This window comes from Thermoanaerobaculum aquaticum (genome assembly GCF_000687145.1).
Taxonomy (GTDB): Bacteria; Acidobacteriota; Thermoanaerobaculia; order Thermoanaerobaculales; family Thermoanaerobaculaceae; genus Thermoanaerobaculum; species Thermoanaerobaculum aquaticum.
Map to the genome: position 1 here is coordinate 18,889 of NZ_JMFG01000010.1, position 17,233 is coordinate 36,121.

The following is a 17,233-nucleotide window of genomic DNA, read 5'->3' on the forward strand; positions in this document are numbered from 1 at the left end:
GCAAGCATGGACCCCATGCAGGTGGTGGAACGGCAAGCGCAGCAAACCGACTCGCGCATCCTGCTGTTGGTCATGGACGGCCTGGGCGATATCCCCAACGCCCAGGGGCAAACGCCGCTTTCGGCAGCTCGCAAGCCCAACCTGGACCGGCTGGCCCGGGAAGGGTGTTGCGGCCGCTTCGATCCGGTGGGCCCGGGGATTACCCCCGGTTCTGGCCCCGGGCATTTGGCTTTGTTTGGCTACGACCCCGCCCAGTACGAAATTGGCCGGGGGGTGCTCTCGGCGGTGGGGATTGACTTTCCGCTGCAGGCCGGCGACGTGGCTGCCCGCTTCAACTTCTGCACCCTGGACGCCCAGGGCCACATCGTGGATCGCCGGGCCGGCCGCATCCCCACAGAGGAAAACCGCCGGCTGGTGGCCAAGCTCAGGGAAGTTCAGCTGCCCGGCGTGCAGGTCTTTGTGGAAACCGAATCCGAGCACCGCGGGGTGCTGGTCCTCCGGGGCGAAGGTCTTTCCCCAAGGATTGCCGACACCGACCCGCAAAAGACCGGCGTGCGGCCGCTGCCGGTGCGCGCCCTGGTCCCCGAAGCGGAAAGGACCGCCGCCCTGGTGGCCCAGTTCGTGAGCCAAGCCCAGAGGATTTTGGCCGGGGAGCCGCAGGCTTCGGGTTTGCTTTTGCGGGGCTTTGACTCGCTGCCCAGGATCCCCTCGATGCAGGAGCGGTTTCGGTTGCGCCCCCTGTGCGTGGCCACCTACCCCATGTACCGGGGCCTGGCCCGGTTGGTGGGGATGGAGGTGGTGGAACCGCCGGAAGGATTGGCGGACATCCCCCGGGTGCTGACCCGGCACGTGGAAGGCCACGATTTTGCCTTCGTCCACGTGAAGTACACCGACAAAGCCGGGGAGGATGGGGACTTTGAGCGCAAGAAAGCCGTGGTGGAAGAGATGGATCGGCTGCTCCCGGAGCTTTTAGCTGCAAGGTTCGATGTGGTGGTGGTGACCGCCGACCACTCCACGCCGGTGGCCTTGGCGAGCCACTCCTGGCACCCGGTACCGGCGCTTTTGTGGGCTCCGGGCAGGGTTTTTGCCGACGACGTGGTGGAGTTCTCGGAAAAGGCCTGCATCGCCGGCGCTCTCGGCCGGTTGCCCCTGCGTTTCCTTTTGGCGGAAGCGTTAGCCTGCGCCGGAAAGCTCGCCAAATTCGGGGCGTAAGGGGTTTTCCCGGTGGGGGAACCATAGCGAAGCGCTGGAGGTGGACCTCGTGAAGCTGGCGACGTTGCCTTTGGGCCTGGACGGGTTTCTGTCGCTTCTCGTTTCCCTTTTGCCCGCTGACGTGAAGAGGCGGCCCCCGTATCAGGCCTACGCCACGCCGGGCTGGCACGTGGTTTCCGGCATTCTGGAAACCGCGGCTGGAGCCCTGCTGATCTTCTGGGGCTTTATGCGTTACGTCCAGGGCTTCCTCGTGGGGCCTGGGTGGCTTTACTTCACCGCCCCGCCGGTGGTTCCGGGCAGTGGCGCGCGCTACCTGGCGGCCCCGGGGCTTATAGGCTACCTGAGCTTCCTCTTGACCCCCTTTGCCTGGCTTTGCCTTTACGCCATGGTGGAGGGTGCGCTGCGGGCCTTGGAAGCCGTTTACCACGGCACCATGCCGGGGGTGGGTCCGGTGGTGCTGCTGGTGCGGGTAGCCTCCAGGCTGCGGGCAAAAAAGTCCCAGGCGGACCTGGAAAAGCGCTTGGGCCCGGAGCGTCCGGACACGCTCAAAACGCTGGTGGATGGGCGCGTGGAGGTGCTCAGCCGTCGCCGCTACCCCTGGGAGCCCGGGCGGGTGGTGGACCTCAACGGGGAGCTTTACGTGGTGGCGCGGGTGGAGCAAACCCTGGACGGACGCTGGCTTGCTTTTCGTCACCTCCTTCGACCTCTCGAGCCCGGAGAGGTCATCCGCGGCCAGGTGGTACGCTATCCCGGCCATGGTGAACTTTAAGCGCTTTCGTCACGTAAAAGGGAAGGCAAATGGGCGGACCGGCGAGGAAAAGCCGTTTCCGGTCGGCCCGGAAAGGAGCGAACAATGCCTTGGCGTGTTTTGCTGGGAGGGCTTGTGTTGATGAGCACCACGGCTTTTGCCCAGACAGTTCCGGAAATTCCCTTTGAAAAGCACGTGCTTCCTAACGGGCTTACGCTCATCATCCACGAGGACCACAAAGCCCCCATCGTGGCGGTGAACGTTTGGTACCACGTGGGTTCAAAAAACGAAAAGCCCGGAAAGACAGGCTTTGCCCACCTCTTCGAGCACTTGATGTTCAACGGCTCCGAGCACTTCAACGACGACTACTTCAAGGCTTTGGAAAAGGTGGGAGCCACAGACCTCAACGGCACTACCAACACGGACCGCACCAACTACTTCCAAAACGTGCCCTCTTCCGCTCTGGACTACGTGCTGTTCTTGGAGTCCGACCGCATGGGGCACCTCCTGGGTGCCATTGACCAGGCCAAGCTGGACGAGCAGCGCGGCGTAGTGCAAAACGAAAAGAGGCAAGGGGAAAACCAACCCTACGGCCTGGTGCGCCAGCTCCTGGCGGAGTACACCTACCCCGCTGGCCACCCCTACTCCTGGACCACCATTGGCTCCATGGAGGACCTCAACGCCGCTTCCCTGGAGGACGTGCACAACTGGTTTAAGACCTACTACGGCCCCAACAACGCGGTGTTGGTGGTGGCCGGGGACGTGAACCCCCAGGAGGTCAAGGCCAAAGTGGAAAAGTACTTTGGGGACATTCCGCCGGGACCGCCCATTGCCAAGCAAACCGCGTGGATTGCCAAGATGACCGGCGAACGGCGGGCCTGGGCCCAGGATCGGGTGCCGCAGGCGCGGGTGTACATGGTGTGGAACGTGCCCCCTCTCACCGATCCCGAAGCCGACCTTTTGGACCTGGTGGCTTCCGTTCTTACCAACGGCAAAACCTCGAGGCTCTACAAGCGGCTGGTTTACGACGAGCAAATTGCCACCGATGTAAGCGCTTACGTCTGGGGCAAGGAGCTGGGCAGCCAGTTCATGATTGTCGCCACCGCTAAGCCTGGGGGCGATTTGGCCACGGTGGAAAAGGAAATCCGCGAAGAGCTGCAAAAGCTTTTGGCGCAGGGGCCTACGCCTGACGAGGTGGAGCGCGCCAAGCTCACCTGGCGGGCGGATTTCCTGCGTGGCATCGAGCGCATCGGCGGCTTTGGCGGCAAATCCGACGTGCTGGCCACGGGTGAGGTGTTTTACAAGGACCCCGGGGCGTACAAGAAGCAGTGGGCCACGGTGCAGCAGGCATCCCCAGGCTCCCTGCAAAAGGTCGCCCAAAAATGGCTTTCCGATGGGCTTTTTGTCCTGGAGGTTCACCCGTTCCCCAAGCTGGAAGCCAAAGGCCAGGGCGTGGATCGTTCGGCTTTGCCGGCGGTGGGGGAGCTGCCTGAACCGGCCTTCCCCGAGCTGCAAACGGCCACCCTGGCCAACGGCTTGAAGGTGGTATTGGCCGAACGGCGGGCGGTGCCGCTGGTGGAAATGGAGCTGGTTTTTGATGCGGGGTTTGCTTCCGATACCCCCGAGACCCTGGGGCGGGCCAGCCTGGCCATGGCCATGCTGGACGAGGGCACCAAGACCCGCACCGCCCTGCAAATTTCCGATGAGCTGCAAAAGCTGGGGGCGGAGCTGGCCACTGGCTCCACGCTGGACAGCTCCTACGTGAGCCTTTCGGCATTGACCGAAAAGCTTGCCGACTCGCTCGCTCTGTTTGCCGACGTGGTCCTCAACCCCACCTTCCCCGAACAGGACTTCCAGCGGCTGAAGAAGCAGCAGCTGGCGGCCATCGCCCGGGAAAAGGTGACGCCGGTGGCCATGGGCTTGCGGGTGCTGCCCGCGCTTTTGTACGGGGAAGGCCACCCGTACGCGGTGCCCTTTACCGGCTCCGGCACCGAAGCCACAGTGGCCAAGCTGACCCGGGAGGATTTGGTTCGCTTCCACCAGAGCTACTTCAAACCCAACAACGCCACGCTGGTGGTGGTGGGGGACGTGAGCCTTGCCGAGCTTAAAGCTCACCTGGAGAAGCTGTTTGGTGGCTGGAAGCCGGGGGAGGTCCGGGCTAAGACGTTGCAAGCGGCTGGTGGTCCGCAGGCCCGGGAGGTGTACATCCTGGATCGGCCGGGCTCTCAGCAATCGGTGATCCTGGCGGGGCTTCTGGCTCCCCCCAAGAACGACCCGTGGGAGGAAGCGCTGAAGCTGGTCCATGAGGTTCTGGGCGGCTCCTTTACCTCCCGGCTCAACATGAACTTGCGGGAAGACAAGCACTGGTCCTACGGGGCGCGGGTGGTGTTCCCCGACGCTCGCGGGCAGCGGCCGTTTTTTGCCATGGCGCCGGTGCAGGGGGACAAAACCAAAGAAGCGCTTTTGGAAACCGTCAAGGAGTTTGAGCACATCGTGGGCGCCAAGCCCATTGCTGCCGAGGAGCTTGCCAAGGCCAAAGGCAACCTGACGCTCACCCTGCCGGGCCGGTGGGAAACCAACGAGGCAGTTCTGCGCTCGCTTTTTGAGGTGGTGCAGTTCGGCTTGCCTTTGGATTACTACAAGACCTACGCCCAGCGCATCCGCGCGGTGGAGCTGCCGGTGGCTCAGCGGGTGGCTTCGGAGGTCATTCAACCTGCCCGCATGGTTTACGTGGTGGTGGGGGACCGCAGCAAGATCGAAGCCGGCATTCGCGAGCTCAACCTGGGTCCGGTGAAGTTCCTGGACAGCGACGGCAGGCCGGTTCAATAGCAAAAAAGCAGAGGAATTCAGCCCGGGGGTGGCCACCGGCTACCCCCTTTTTGTTTGGCAGTTCTTTTGGAGAAATTCCTTGACCTGCCGCGAGCTGCTAGTTTTCAAGCTTCAGCAAGCGCGCTATGGTGGCCTTAAGCACGTTGAGGTTGGGGGGCTTGCTGAGCACCGCGTCCACGTAGGGTTCTGTGTCCGCCTGAAGCATCATTCCCCAACCGCTCAGCAGGATAATCGGGGTCGTTGGTGAAATCTCTTTGAGAACCGCAGCGAGCTGGCGTCCGCTCATCCCCGGCATACCCAAATCGGTGATGACCACGTCAAACTTTTGATCCTTATGCAGCGAATCCCGGAAAACCTCCAGGGCTTTTTCGCCGGATTCGCAGGCGATGAGGGTATGGCCTTCCTGTTCCAGCGCGTGGCGCAAGCTCTCACGGATGAGCAGCTCATCATCCACAAAGAGAACGCGCAGCGGGGGCAAGGTGACAGGCGCTACGCTCGCGGCTTTATCTGGCCCAACCTCTCGCCAGGGAAGCACCAGTCGAACGGTGGTGCCTTTTCCCGGTTCGCTTTCAATCTCCACGGTGCCATCGTGCCGTTGCACCACGCCGTAAACGGTGGCCAAGCCCATGCCGGTGCCGCTCTCCTTGGTGGTAAAGAACGGCTCCAACGCGTGCAGGCGTGTTTCCTCACCCATGCCTACGCCGTTGTCCTTCACCTCTAGGATCAAATAGCCGCCGGCTTTTGGGGCTCCATGGGTAAAGGCACGTATGGTGATGGTTCCCCCTTGGGGCAAAGCATCCACGGCGTTGAGGATCAAGTTGGTGAGTGCGTCCCGCAGCTCGTTTTCCACGGCGGGGAAAGGCGGTAGATTGGGTTCCACTTCGGTGACCACATCGATGACCACCCCCTGTTGCTGAGGCAGGGCGCTCCATTTGGGCTTGGTGAGCTCCACCACCTGGGTTACCAAATTGGCAACGTCCAGCGGCTCGAGGTTGGAGGTGGCCGGGGCCGTGCGGTAAAAGCTCTTCAGGCGGCGCAGCGTTTCGCTGGCCGATTCCACGGCTTTCAAGATAACCTCGGCGGCGCGACGGTGCTTTTCGGGAAGGGTGGGATCGCGCAGCATTACGCTGGCGTAAAGGGACACCGGGGAAAGCGCGTTGTTAATGTCGTGAGCGATGCCCGAAGCCATTTGTCCTAAGGCCCGAAGCCGCCCTTGTTGCATCATGGCTGCTTGCGTTTGCTGCAAATCGCGGTAGGCCATCTCCAGGCTTTCAAAAAGCTTGGCGTGCCGCCAGGCCAACGCCAGGTGTTCGGCCACGCTCCTCAAAAAGGAAGCTTCTTCGGCTAGGAACGCGTGCGGCTTCTTGCGTCCAGCAAAAAGCACTCCCTCTAGCTTTTCCTGCAAGACCATCGGCGCCATCACCAGCGAGCTGCAAGTGTGGGCGGTGCTATCGAGGCACAATTCCCGGGTGAGGGTTTCCGTTTCATTGATCGTGACAGTCTGCCCCGCAGCCAAGAGCTCCAGAGTCCTGGGTTGCAAAGCCAGACGGGCGTTCTCTTCTAGGCACCCGGCCAGGGCCTCGACCCCCCGTTGGGTAATGCAAAGGGTTTGCACTTTCTCAGCCTCTACTTTGCCAATCCAGGCCAGATCCACGGGGAGGTGTTGCTCAATTTGGCTGAGCACCGCGTGAAACATGGAAGCCAGGTCGTGGCGTTCCAGAACCGCCTGGGCCACCTGGTTGAGGAGCGCTAATTGCGCCATCCGCGCTCGCAGCGCATCTTCGGCAGCCTTTTGTTCGGTTATGTCCTGGGCGGCGCCGTCGCCACCAATGACGCGTTGGCCGTCTTTGTCGAAGCGGGGGCTGCAAAAATGTCGAACCCACCGCACTTCCTGGGTCTTGGTGAGCACCCTGTGAATAAACGTGGCGCTTTCACCCTTGCGTACCTTTTCCATGGCTTGTTGCAAAAGCGGTGAGTCGTCAGGGTGGGCGATAGCCAACAGCGGGAGGTTTCGTTCGCGAAAGTCCTCAAGGGTGTAGCCCAAGCGGCGGGAAAAAGACGGCGAAATCCACGTGACCCTCGGTAGGTTTTGCTCATCAAAGAGGAAGCCAAACGCGTAGTCGCTTACCAAATTGGCAATAGCCCGAAACCTTCGCTCTGATTCTTCGAGTTCTGTTACCGCTTGATCTCGCTCTTTCCGGACTTGAGCTTCTTCCAAACAGCGCATAACAACCTGAGGCAAGGTACGAAGATGGCGTTTGAGAATGTAGTCGCTAAGACCCGCCCGCATGGCCTTGACCACCAGCTCTTCGCTCCCTGAATCGGTGAACATTACCACCGGACAGTGGGGAAAACGCTCTTTGGTCGCGGCAAGTATTTGCAGCCCGTCGGTGTCTTGCAGCCTAAAATCAGTTACCACCACATCGGGTTCACCCTTATCGAGCGCTGCGCGAAATTCCTCAAGGGAGCCACAGGACCACAAGTCTGCCTCTGAAAACGTCCGTTGCAGCATGCGGGTCACGAGCTCACGGTCAAACGGGTTGTCGTCTACCAGGATTATTCTCATGGTGAATCCTCGGTTGCGTCCACACAAGGCACTTCCAGCCTAAATATGCTTCCCTTGCCGGCGATTGAGGAGGCACCCACCCGCCCGCTGGTTAACTGCGCCGCTTTAGCCGCCGTGGCTAGCCCCAGACCGAAACCGGGATAAACATCGCTGCGATGCAAGCGGGAAAACGGCTGGAAAAGCTTACTCAAATCTTGTGAAGGAATCCCGATGCCATTATCTTCCACGGAAAAACGGCACCACCGCCCCAGGGCTTCAACGCGCAGGGAAACAACCGGAGTGCCCCTGGGTTTTTGGAACTTCAAGGCGTTGCGCAAAAAGTTGGTCAAAACCACATTTACCAGCACGGCGTCGGCCAAAACGTCCGGCGCCTCGCCGCAAACATCCACCCGCGCCTTTGTTCGGGCGATCTGCTCTTCACAGTCCTTGACCGCGCCTTCAGCCAAAAGGCGAGCTGGCCATACTTCCAGGTGTACGCCCCCTTCTCCCAGTTGCGCCAGCTCCAGGAGGTGGGAAGCCAGGTGGTTGGCGTGGGAACAGAGATCTTCAATCGTATTCAGGTCTTTCTTGAAATCTGGGGTAATCCCTCCATCCAGAGACTCCACCAGCATGGAGGCAAATCCCGAAATGGCGCGGAGAGGGGCCCGCATTTCGTGGGCAATGGCTTGGGAAAAGATTTCCATGTCCGCCCGTTGGGCTTCCAAGCGTTGCGTGAGCCGGCGGATCTTAACCCAGCGGAAAATCCTGGTCAGGAGCTCCGCCCTGTGCATGGGTATCAGCAGGACCTCGTCGAAAACGCTCCAAACCCGGGTTGTAAGCTGGGCGTATTGGTCCTGTCTAACCAAAAGAACGTAGGGGAGGAGCAGCGGTTCTTCAAGGAGTTTTCTTTTGCGGGCGTTGTCTTCTCCCAAGCTGGAAAACCAGGAAAGATCGAAGATCAACAGGTCCCAGGGACCGTCCACGTCGGCTGGGGTCGAGGCGTGGTGTACGACAAGGTGTTGGCGCAAAAAATCGCCCAGAAGCCGGGCATTTTCATCCTCTTGAAGGCAGAGCAGCAGGCTCGCCTGCTCCTGCGCTGGTGAACCGGGCGTGATTTCAGCCCTTGGGTCGAAGGGGGCAGACATGGCTTGAAAGATCTCGTCAGCTGCTCGAACCTCGAAATTCAGGAGTACCGGTCAAGATTCCGCTGAAGCTGGTGAGTGGCTGGCCCACCTTAATGCCGTAGCGGGTAATTTCAATTTCACGCACCGATTTCTCAAAGTCGGAAAGCCGCTTTTTCAATACACCAATAGCCTTGCGCAACTGACCGCCCGCTTCAAAGTAGCGCATGAAGATAATGTTGTCGGCCAAGTAGCTTATGCCCACTTCGGTGATTTGGAAGTCCCCAGTAATTTTTTCCACTTCGGCGCAAACAAGAGTGGTGACTCCTTTATTCCCGAGATACTGGGTTAAGGCGTGGAGGGATGCGCCCAAGTCGTTACCGCGCAGCGAGAGCCGATAACCCGCAACGGAATCAATCATCACCATTTTCGTGCCGCGTTGTTCCACCTCCTCTCGAACCATATGAGCGAACTGATCTGCACTGAACTGCAGCGGCTCGATGCGCTTTAGCTCAAGTGAACCTTGCTCCAGCATTTGGGAAATGGGGATGTTGACCCGCTCACCCCGGCCAATGATGGTGCGCCTGGCTTCTTCAAAATGAAAAACCACCGACCGCTCGCCGCGGCTGGCGGCTTCTTTCATAAATTGCAAACCCAGGGTGGTTTTGCCAACGCCTGACGGGCCGGAAATCAGCGTGATCGTACCCCGCGAAATTCCCCCTTGCAGCAGCTCATCCAACGCCGGGATACCCGAAGAAATGAGCTCTAGCGGGAACTCCCTGGGTTCGCGCTGAGGATCCAGCCGGGGAAAAACCTGAAGACCCGTGCGCGTGATCTGGTAGGAATGCCAACCGGCGCTGTGTTCGGAACCACGCCATTTCTTCACCCGGAGGTGCCGGTCGTTCGCGGAAACTTCGAGCTCTACCACGCCGTCCACCAAAAACTGCACCTCGTCGTCTGGAGCCTGGGGGCTTGCTTCAGAAGTCAGTAAAACCGTGGCATGGTTTGACGTGAGGTACGCGAGCAGCGACAGGAGCTGTTTGTGGAAATTTTGCGGGGTCGATGACAAGAACTGGAGTTGGCTCACCGAATCAACCACGATTCTAGTGGGTTTTGTCTTTTCAACAACGTCGCGGATCTTTGCTGCGAGGGGCGCTGACTCCACTTCTTCCGGTGGAAAGATGTCGTAGCTCTTTTGGTCTCGGAAGAAGGCAGGTCCCGGCGTTAGGTCTAAGAAAGTCACTTTTGAAAGGTCGAGCCCAATTGCCGAGGTGCTCTCCTTTACCCGACCAGGGGGCTCGGAGAGAGTCACCCAAGCCACGGATTCTCCCCGATCGATCCCCGCCTTGGCAAAGTGAGCGCAGAAGGTGGTTTTCCCGGTCCCCGGCCCCCCTCGCACCAAATAGGCGCGCTCTTTGAGCATGCCACCACCCAGAATCTCGTCCAACCCGGGAATTCCGGTGGACAAGCGGCGTAACTTCTCGTCTTTATTCATGGTTGTTTCCCACCCTAGCGGCTTTCATTGAGGAACTGAGGAAGGCAAGGAGACCGATCGTTGGTTACTTCCTCATGTATCATCATTACCCAATATTGCCCCACAGTGACCGTTTGTCAAGCGGCGCTAAACTCAGGGGAATGAGCTTGGGTGCGGGGTTGTTCTTGCCTCGGGGAGGGTTTCGTATGTCGTGGGAAGTGTTTTCGGTTGTGTTTTTGGTGTTGTTTGCTTTTGGGGCGGGGGCAGCCGGTCCTTTGACGGAAGGCAGCCCGTTTCCCCAGTGGGAGCTGGTGGACCAGCAGGGGCAAAAGGTCAGCTCCAAGGACCTGGCAGGGAAGACCTACTTGCTGTGGTTTTACCCCAAGGCCATGACCTCCGGTTGCACCCGGGAAGGCTGTGAGCTGAGGGATCACTACGCGGAGTTTCGCAAGCTGGGGGTGGAGATCCTTGGGGTTTCCTTCGATACCCCTGCCGACAACGCCCGCTTTGCTGCCGAGCAGCGCTTTCCCTTCCGCCTGCTTTCGGATTCGAGCCGCCAGCTGGCGGTGCAGGTAGGGGCGGCGGATTCGCCGGAGGCTTCTTATCCCAAGCGGGTGTCCTTCCTGGTGGGTGGGGACGGCCGGGTTCTTAAGGTGTACCCGAAGGTGGACCCCGCCACCCACGCGCAAGAGGTCCTGAAAGACCTTCAGAGCCTCAAGTAGCTCGTAAAAACCTGGATCCTAAGCTCTGGTGGCGCAAAGCACCGGCACCGGAGAGCGTCGGGTGACGTACTCGGTGGTGGAACCCAAAACCGTTTCGATGACGCGGCTGTGGCCGTGGGCGCCCATGAAGAGAAAGTCGTGCTCGGCGGGGTCCAGCATGGAAAGGAGCACCTGTTCCACCGCTTCCCCTCGCTCCCAGGAAAAGCTGGCTTTCACCGCAAAGGGCTCCAGGAAGCTGGCCGCCCGCTCCAGCAGGGAGGAAGCAGCGGCTTCGTCGGTTCCCAGGGTCACGACCTTGAGTGGCACGGCCAGCGCACCGCAGATTTCCCCGGCCAGGTGCAAGGCGCGGAAGGCCTTGGGGCTGCCGTCAAAAGCAGCCAGCGGCTTCTGCGGGAGGCTTCCATGTTCGGGAACGATGAGCACCGGCACCGGGCAGCGGCGGAGCAAGCGGCCGGTGTTGGGTCCGAGGAACTGCGGGTGCTGGGGGGCACCCACGCCTTTCTGCCCGAGCACCAGGAGATCGGCGGTTTGCGCTTCCTCACAGAGCTTCTCCACCACGCCCCCGTGGAGCAACACGAAGCGGTGTTTGACTCCGGCTTGCTCGCAAAAATTCGTGAACCGGTCCTTCAGCAAGTTGCCGAGCTCTTGCAGCGATTGCTCCACCTGCGCTTGCAAGCGGAGAAAAGGCTCAAACCCCATGGCGCCGGAAATGTCACTGACGAAAGCACCCTGGAGGAACGCCGCATCAAGAATGTGGACACCGCGTGCGCAGGCCCCCAGCTTGGCCGCCAACTGGATGGCCAGTTGCTCGGCAGCGGCTCCACAGGTGGAGCCGTCGAGGCCAACCACAATATGCTTGATCATAGGCACCTCCCGGGCTTTCGCCCTGAGTCTCCAACCTGTCAAAGTGCCATGCCGCTCACCTCTAATGTGCGTCCGGACTTCCTATTCGGCAAGCTGCGGTAGAATGCGTCTCGGATGCATTTTCGTGGGGAGGGGGGGATGGCGCAAGAATTGACCACTTTGGCAAGCTTGTTGACCCGGGAGGAAGTGCTTTCCGCCTACCGCCTGATGCTCACCTCGCGGCGGGTGGATGACAAGGAAATCCAGCTCAAGCAGCATAACCTGGTGTTCTTTCAAATTTCCGGTGCCGGCCACGAGGCGGTGCAGGTAGCCGCCGGCCTGCACCTTTCGCCCAGGAAGGACTGGTTTTTCCCTTACTACCGCGACCGCGCGTTGATGCTCACGCTGGGCATGACCCCGTACCAGATGTTTTTGGGCAGCATCGGCGCCGAAAGCGGGCCGGACTCCAAAGGCCGGCAAATGCCTTCCCACTGGGGGATGCGGGCCCTGCACGTGGCTTCCTCCTCTTCGCCCACCGGCACCCAGTGCTTGCAGGCCGTGGGTTTTGCCGAAGCCGGGCGTTACTTTCTGGCTTTGGAGCAGGGCATCCGCTGCGCCGAGGTGGCGGAAGACGAGGTGGTGTACGTCTCCCTGGGGGATGGCACCACTTCTGAAGGGGAGTTCTGGGAGTCTTTGAACACCGCCTGCAACAAGAAGCTGCCGCTTCTATACCTCATTCAGGACAACGGCTACGCCATTTCCGTGACCGTGGACGTGCAAACCGCCGGTGGCTCCATCTCTAAGTTGGTTCGAAGCTTCCCCAACCTGGGTGTGTACGAGGTGGACGGCTGTGATTTCCTTGCCTCTTACGCCACCCTGGCGGAAGCCGTGGCCCGGGTGCGCTCGGGGGAGGGGCCGGTGCTGGTACATGCCCACGTGGTGCGGCCCTACTCCCATTCCCTTTCCGACGATGAGCGCCTCTACCGGCCGGAGTGGGAGCGGGAGCAGGAAGCGCAAAAAGACCCCCTGCGCCGCACCGCCAAGCTGTTGCAGGAAGCCTACGGGGTGAGCGCCGAGGAGCTTTCGCAACTGGAGGAGGAGGTCAACCGCGAGGTCAACGCCGCCGCCGAAGCGGCTCTGGCCGAAAAGCAGCCGCCGCCGGAGTCCTGGCCGCTGTGGATTTACTCGCCCGAGGTGGACCCCACCAGCGAGGCTTTTGCCACCGAACCCAAGTTTGAGGACTACGCCCCCAAGACCATGGTGGACCTGCTCAACGCCTGCTTGCGGGACGAAATGGCCAGAAACGAGCGCATCGTGGTTTTTGGCGAGGACGTGGCCGATGCCTCCCGCGATGAGGTGCTGAGCGAGGTTAAGGGCAAGGGCGGCGTCTTTAAGGTGACCTACGGTTTGCAGCGGCTTTACGGCTCCCGGCGGGTGTTTAACACCCCGCTGGCTGAGGCCAACATCATTGGCCGGGCCATTGGCATGGCCATGCGCGGCTTGAAGCCGGTGGCGGAAATTCAGTTCTTCGACTACATCTGGCCGGCGTACATGCAGCTCCGCAACGAGCTGGCCACCATGCGCTGGCGTTCCGGAGGCGATTGGTCGGCGCCGGTGGTGGTGCGCGTCCCCATTGGCGGCTACCTGAAGGGCGGCGGACCGTACCATTCCCAATCGGGGGAGGTGCTTTTCACCCACATCCCCGGTTTGCGGGTGGTGATGCCCTCCAACGCTTTGGATGCCAACGGCCTCCTGCGCACCGCCCTGCGTTGCGATGACCCGGTGATCTTCCTGGAGCACAAGCACCTCTACCGCCAAACCCACAACAAAGCCCCGTACCCGGGCCCCGATTTCATGATCCCCTTTGGCAAGGCGGCAGCGGTGCGGGAAGGGGAGGACCTCACCATCATCACCTACGGCGCAACCGTTGTGCGCAGCCTGGCAGCAGCCAAGCTGTTGGCCGAAGAGGGGGTTGAGGTGGAAATCCTGGACCTGCGGTCCCTGGCTCCCTACGACTGGGAGGCCATTGCCCGTTCGGTGAAGAAGACCAACCGCGCCCTGGTGGTGCACGAGGATTGCCTGTCCTTCGGCTACGGAGCGGAAATTGCCGCCCGCATTGCCGACGAGCTCTTTGCTTACCTGGACGCCCCCGTCCGGCGGGTCGCGGCCAAGGACAGCTTTGTGCCTTACGCCCCCGAGCTGGAGGACGTGGTGCTCCCCCAGGTGGAGGACGTTTACCGCGCGGCCAAGGACCTGTTGGCCTTTTAGGTGCGAGAGGTTCGGCCCGCTTTAATGGCGGCGGGACCTACAGGCTAATCCACCGTCAACGTCTTCGAGAGGTTGCGCGGGTAATCCGGATCAAAGCCCAACGTCACCGCCAGGTGGTAAGCAAACAACTGGAACGGCACGGCCCCCACCACCGCGTACTCCACCTCCGAGCCCACCGGCAGAGGGATGAAGAGGCTGGCTTCCGCCCGCAGGTTTTCGTGTTCCGGAGCGATAACGATGGCGTAGCCGCCGCGGCAGGTTACCTCGGTGACGTGGTTGGTGAGCATGTGGCAGCCGGCCGGGGAGGCGGTGAAAAGCACCGGCGTGCCTTGCTCCACCATGGCCAGCGGCCCGTGCTTGAACTCCGAGGAAAACATGCCCTCGCAGGGGATACCGGTCACCTCTTTGATCTTCAGCGCCCCCTCCAGAGCCACCCCGTGCCCCAGGCCGTAACCCAGGATGAAGAGCTTCTGGACCTTGGCCAGCTGCTTGGCCAGGGCGCGGGCGGTGCCGTCCATTTCCCGCACCGCTTTTTCAAGCCAAGAAGAAGCGGCTGCCAGCGGCCCCAAATCACGACCGCCGCTGCGGGCGGCTAAGGCAATGAGGGCGATGACCTGGTTTGTGTACGTCTTGGTGGCCGGCACGGAAATTTCCCACCCGCAGGCCAGCGGCAGGTATCGCTCCACCTTCCTGGTGAGCGTGGAGCCCAGCACGTTCACCAGGCCCAAGGCCTTTACTCCCTTGGCGGTGGCGTAGTTGAGGGCGTTAAGCACGTCCTTGGTTTCCCCGGACTGGGATACGTACACCGCCACATCGTCGGCCCCCAGAGCCGGACCGAATTGCTCCACGAACTGCTGGGGCAACACCGGAATGGCCAGAATCCCGGCCAGCGAGGAAAAAAAGTGAGAGCCGATGAGGCAAGCGTGGTAGGAAGAGCCGGAGCCCACCAGGAAAACCCTCCGGGCTTTAGCCACTTCCTGGGCGATTTGCGGCAGGTGCTCCGAATGCTCCAGAAGGTGGTAAAGCTCCCGGGCCGCAGCCGCCTGCTCGTGGATTTCCTTGAGCATGAAGTGGGGAAAGCCGCCTTTTTCCGGGACCCCCATGTCCTCGCCCACTTCCTTGGGCTCCCGGGCAATGGGGGCGCCGTCCTCCACCCGGTAAAGCTCCACGGAGTGAGGCCGCAGCACCACCATTTCCCCGTCTTCCATGGGGATCACCCGGCGGGTGAGCGGCAAGACCGAGGGCAGGTCGGAAGAACAGCAGGTAAAGTCGGGACCCACCCCCACCACCAACCCCGAGCCTTTTTTCACCGCCACCAGGATGTTTTCCCTGTTGTTGCCGATGACAAAGGCAAAATCCCCGGCCAAATCACGGTAGGCGGCCCGGACCGCTTCGGGCAAGCTCAAACCGCGGTTGACGTAGCGCTCCACCGCGTGCACGCAGGATTCCCCGTCGTTGGTGCCCCGCACCGTCATGCCTTCGGCAATAAACTGCCGACGCAGCTCGGCGTTGTTCACCACGTTGCCGTTGTGGGCGCCCACCAGATCCCCGTCGGAGTCCAAATGGGGCTGGGCGTTTTCGTAGGAAGGGGCGCCAAAGGTGGCCCAGCGCAGCTGGCAGATGCCGCGTGAGCCGGTAAGTTCCGAAAACTTGAGCTTTTCCGCCACCTCCTCCACCTTGCCGGGGGCCTTGCGCAAATCAATTCGGCCCTGGGAATCAATGGCTGCAGCACCTACCGAGTCGTACCCGCGGTAGGAAAGCCTCTTGGCAGCACCCGTGAGGATCTCACCCAAAGGCCGGTCGTTCTCAAACACAATCCCGAAAATCCCGCACATCCCCACCTCCAGGGGCATTGTACCGGAAAGGCACAAGCTTCCCGCTAGAATGGGGGCATGGAAGGCCCCCGCTTTGCCGATCCTTGCCCCAACCACCTGCCGCCGGAGCTGCGCCTTTCCTTTCCCTTTGGCACGCTCATGGGAACCTCCATTGCTTCCCGAGCTACTGCCCTGGCCGTGCCGGAGCTTGGCTTTGCTTTGGACCTGGGTCGCCTCACACCCGTCATCATGCAGCAGCCCACGGTGTTCTTGACCCACGCCCACCTGGACCACAGCTCGGCTTTAGCCGCTTACCTCAACACCCGGGCCCGTTTTTTCCGCGAAGAAAAAACTGCCGTTTGGGTTCCCGAGCCCCTGCGGGAGGACTTCCTTGCGGCTTTTGCTGTGCTCCCCGGCATGCACTCGGTGCGCAAGCGAACAGCTCTTGAGGAGGTGCTGCTGCCAGCTTGGGATGGTACCGAAGTGAGCCTCCCGTGGGGCCACGCCCGGGCCTTTGCCACCGATCACGGCGTGCCTTCTCTGGGCTGGGCGTTTTACCAGAAAGACAGCTCCCGGCCGTTTTTGGTTATTGCCGGGGACGGGGATCCCTGGCATTTTGCTAAGAAACCTCAGCTTCTGGACGCCCAGGTGGCGGTGGTGGAGTGTTCGCTTTCGGGGGAAAACCGCCGCCTGGCAGCTCGGATGGCCCGCCACGCCCATATCCTGGACTGGATCGAGTTAGCTCCGCAGCTTGCCTGCGACGTTCTGGTTTTGGCGCACCTTCCCGAGGGAGGCCTGGGCGAGCCAACGCTGCTTGACCGCCTGCAAAATGCTTTCCCCGGCCAGCTTGCGGTTTTTTCTCTGCCATCGCAAAGCACACGGCCAGCCCCGGCGGAGGAGGCTTAATCGGGCTGAAAGAAAAAGACCCGCGCAGGAGCGCGGGTCCCACATTTGCAGCGCGCGTTGCACATTCTTGTTTGTGGGGCCGCCGCTCCTGCGGCGGCGGGGGCGGGCAAGACAAGCGAGCATCCGGCTTTGCCGGTGCGAGCGGTGGGGGTTGCGGGGGGTAAGCGAGCGGAAAGGTGGGCGGAGTGCGAGCGACCCCCCGCGTGAGATGTGGGGCCGCCGCTCCGCGGCGGCTTAGCATGGGCAATGGAGCGCCGCTCCGACATTTCTTTTCTCAATCCCGGTCCTCGTCTGGCCCCGCTCTTGAGGAGCGGCTTGCGCTGGGGCATACTGCGCTTGATGCGACCGTACCGGATTTTGCTGGCCAAGGTGGGGTTGGACGGGCACGACCGGGGTGTCAAGGTCATCGCCCGGGCGCTGCGGGATGCGGGGTTTGAAGTGATTTACACCGGCCTGCGCCAAACCCCGGCCATGGTGGCGGATGCGGCGGTGCAGGAAGACGTGGATGCGGTGGGGCTTTCGTCCCTTTCCGGGGCGCACATGACGCTTTTTCCCGCCGTGGTGGAAGAGCTCAGAAAACGCGATGCCGGCGATATTTTGGTTTTTGGCGGGGGCATCATCCCCCAGGAGGACATCCCCGCGCTTTTGGCGGCGGGGATCGATCGCCTGTTTCTCCCCGGTGCCACGACCAGCGAAATCGTGGACTACCTCAAGGAAACGCTGGCGGCTCGCGCAGGACAAAAAGCCTAGA

At 61.4% G+C, this 17,233-nt stretch carries 13 protein-coding genes; 8 read left to right on the forward strand and 5 right to left on the reverse strand.

Annotated features, from left to right (window positions below; genetic code table 11):
- Positions 1–6 precede the first annotated feature (6 nt).
- From EG19_RS04485 to EG19_RS04495, 3 genes are all read left to right on the forward strand, one after another.
- Positions 7–1,212: a 2,3-bisphosphoglycerate-independent phosphoglycerate mutase gene (locus tag EG19_RS04485; protein ID WP_038048024.1), complete on the forward strand. Its 1,206-nt coding sequence runs from the start codon at positions 7–9 to the stop codon at positions 1,210–1,212.
- Between the two features lie 49 nt (positions 1,213–1,261).
- Positions 1,262–1,981, forward strand: coding sequence for a hypothetical protein (locus tag EG19_RS13610; RefSeq protein ID WP_038048026.1), 720 nt, complete (start codon positions 1,262–1,264; stop codon positions 1,979–1,981).
- A gap of 120 nt (positions 1,982–2,101) precedes the next feature.
- Positions 2,102–4,789 (forward strand): M16 family metallopeptidase, encoded by a 2,688-nt coding sequence (locus EG19_RS04495; protein ID WP_200867116.1) that lies wholly within the window; start codon positions 2,102–2,104, stop codon positions 4,787–4,789.
- A 97-nt stretch (positions 4,790–4,886) separates the two neighbouring features.
- Here the strand turns inward: EG19_RS04495 and EG19_RS04500 are convergent, their stop codons facing one another.
- The gene (locus EG19_RS04500; protein ID WP_053334890.1) at positions 4,887–7,355 is read right to left on the reverse strand and encodes a response regulator; all 2,469 of its coding nucleotides are present in this window, start codon (positions 7,353–7,355) and stop codon (positions 4,887–4,889) included.
- Positions 7,352–8,125, reverse strand: a complete 774-nt coding sequence (locus tag EG19_RS13615; protein ID WP_327138680.1) for a sensor histidine kinase — start codon at positions 8,123–8,125, stop codon at positions 7,352–7,354. The genes EG19_RS04500 and EG19_RS13615 overlap by 4 nt, the downstream gene beginning before the upstream one ends.
- Here EG19_RS13615 and EG19_RS13620 point away from each other — a divergent pair.
- Positions 8,009–8,437, forward strand: a complete 429-nt coding sequence (locus tag EG19_RS13620; RefSeq protein WP_161685382.1) for a hypothetical protein — start codon at positions 8,009–8,011, stop codon at positions 8,435–8,437. The two genes, EG19_RS13615 and EG19_RS13620, sit on opposite strands and share 117 nt — an antisense overlap.
- A 58-nt stretch (positions 8,438–8,495) precedes the next feature.
- Here EG19_RS13620 and EG19_RS04510 read toward each other — a convergent pair whose 3' ends face one another.
- Positions 8,496–9,950: an ATPase domain-containing protein gene (locus EG19_RS04510; RefSeq protein ID WP_038048032.1), complete on the reverse strand. Its 1,455-nt coding sequence runs from the start codon at positions 9,948–9,950 to the stop codon at positions 8,496–8,498.
- A gap of 185 nt (positions 9,951–10,135) precedes the next feature.
- Between EG19_RS04510 and EG19_RS04515 the strand changes: the two genes are divergently transcribed.
- Positions 10,136–10,651: a peroxiredoxin gene (locus EG19_RS04515; RefSeq protein ID WP_161685386.1), complete on the forward strand. Its 516-nt coding sequence runs from the start codon at positions 10,136–10,138 to the stop codon at positions 10,649–10,651.
- An 18-nt stretch (positions 10,652–10,669) separates the two neighbouring features.
- Here EG19_RS04515 and EG19_RS04520 read toward each other — a convergent pair whose 3' ends face one another.
- The gene (locus EG19_RS04520; protein WP_038048034.1) at positions 10,670–11,515 is read right to left on the reverse strand and encodes a universal stress protein; all 846 of its coding nucleotides are present in this window, start codon (positions 11,513–11,515) and stop codon (positions 10,670–10,672) included.
- Between the two features lie 138 nt (positions 11,516–11,653).
- On the opposite strand from EG19_RS04520, the gene EG19_RS04525 reads away from it, so the two are divergent.
- On the forward strand, positions 11,654–13,762 hold the full coding sequence (locus EG19_RS04525) for an alpha-ketoacid dehydrogenase subunit alpha/beta (protein ID WP_038048035.1): 2,109 nt from the start codon (positions 11,654–11,656) through the stop codon (positions 13,760–13,762).
- A gap of 44 nt (positions 13,763–13,806) precedes the next feature.
- On the opposite strand, the gene glmS is transcribed toward EG19_RS04525, so the two are convergent.
- Positions 13,807–15,597: a glutamine--fructose-6-phosphate transaminase (isomerizing) gene (gene glmS, locus EG19_RS04530; RefSeq protein ID WP_038048087.1), complete on the reverse strand. Its 1,791-nt coding sequence runs from the start codon at positions 15,595–15,597 to the stop codon at positions 13,807–13,809.
- Positions 15,598–15,654: 57 nt separating this feature from the next.
- Here glmS and EG19_RS04535 point away from each other — a divergent pair, with 57 nt between their 5' ends.
- Together EG19_RS04535 and EG19_RS04540 are read left to right on the forward strand one after the other, a co-directional pair.
- Positions 15,655–16,482, forward strand: a complete 828-nt coding sequence (locus tag EG19_RS04535) for an MBL fold metallo-hydrolase (protein WP_038048037.1) — start codon at positions 15,655–15,657, stop codon at positions 16,480–16,482.
- A 339-nt stretch (positions 16,483–16,821) separates the two neighbouring features.
- Positions 16,822–17,232: a cobalamin B12-binding domain-containing protein gene (locus EG19_RS04540; protein WP_038048089.1), complete on the forward strand. Its 411-nt coding sequence runs from the start codon at positions 16,822–16,824 to the stop codon at positions 17,230–17,232.
- Position 17,233 lies beyond the last annotated feature (1 nt).

What these genes read in the sequence shown, in the direction of transcription:
- EG19_RS04485 (WP_038048024.1), top strand. Translation starts at nt 7, where the DNA reads ATGGACCCCATGCAGGTGGTGGAACGGCAAGCGCAGCAAACCGACTCG.
- EG19_RS04540 (WP_038048089.1), top strand. Translation starts at nt 16,822, where the DNA reads ATGCGACCGTACCGGATTTTGCTGGCCAAGGTGGGGTTGGACGGGCAC.
- EG19_RS13615 (WP_327138680.1), bottom strand. Translation starts at nt 8,125, where the DNA reads ATGCACAGGGCGGAGCTCCTGACCAGGATTTTCCGCTGGGTTAAGATC.
- EG19_RS04500 (WP_053334890.1), bottom strand. Translation starts at nt 7,355, where the DNA reads ATGAGAATAATCCTGGTAGACGACAACCCGTTTGACCGTGAGCTCGTG.
- glmS (WP_038048087.1), bottom strand. Translation starts at nt 15,597, where the DNA reads ATGTGCGGGATTTTCGGGATTGTGTTTGAGAACGACCGGCCTTTGGGT.
- EG19_RS04495 (WP_200867116.1), top strand. Translation starts at nt 2,102, where the DNA reads ATGAGCACCACGGCTTTTGCCCAGACAGTTCCGGAAATTCCCTTTGAA.
- EG19_RS04515 (WP_161685386.1), top strand. Translation starts at nt 10,136, where the DNA reads ATGTCGTGGGAAGTGTTTTCGGTTGTGTTTTTGGTGTTGTTTGCTTTT.
- EG19_RS04535 (WP_038048037.1), top strand. Translation starts at nt 15,655, where the DNA reads ATGGAAGGCCCCCGCTTTGCCGATCCTTGCCCCAACCACCTGCCGCCG.
- EG19_RS04510 (WP_038048032.1), bottom strand. Translation starts at nt 9,950, where the DNA reads ATGAATAAAGACGAGAAGTTACGCCGCTTGTCCACCGGAATTCCCGGG.
- EG19_RS04520 (WP_038048034.1), bottom strand. Translation starts at nt 11,515, where the DNA reads ATGATCAAGCATATTGTGGTTGGCCTCGACGGCTCCACCTGTGGAGCC.
- EG19_RS04525 (WP_038048035.1), top strand. Translation starts at nt 11,654, where the DNA reads ATGGCGCAAGAATTGACCACTTTGGCAAGCTTGTTGACCCGGGAGGAA.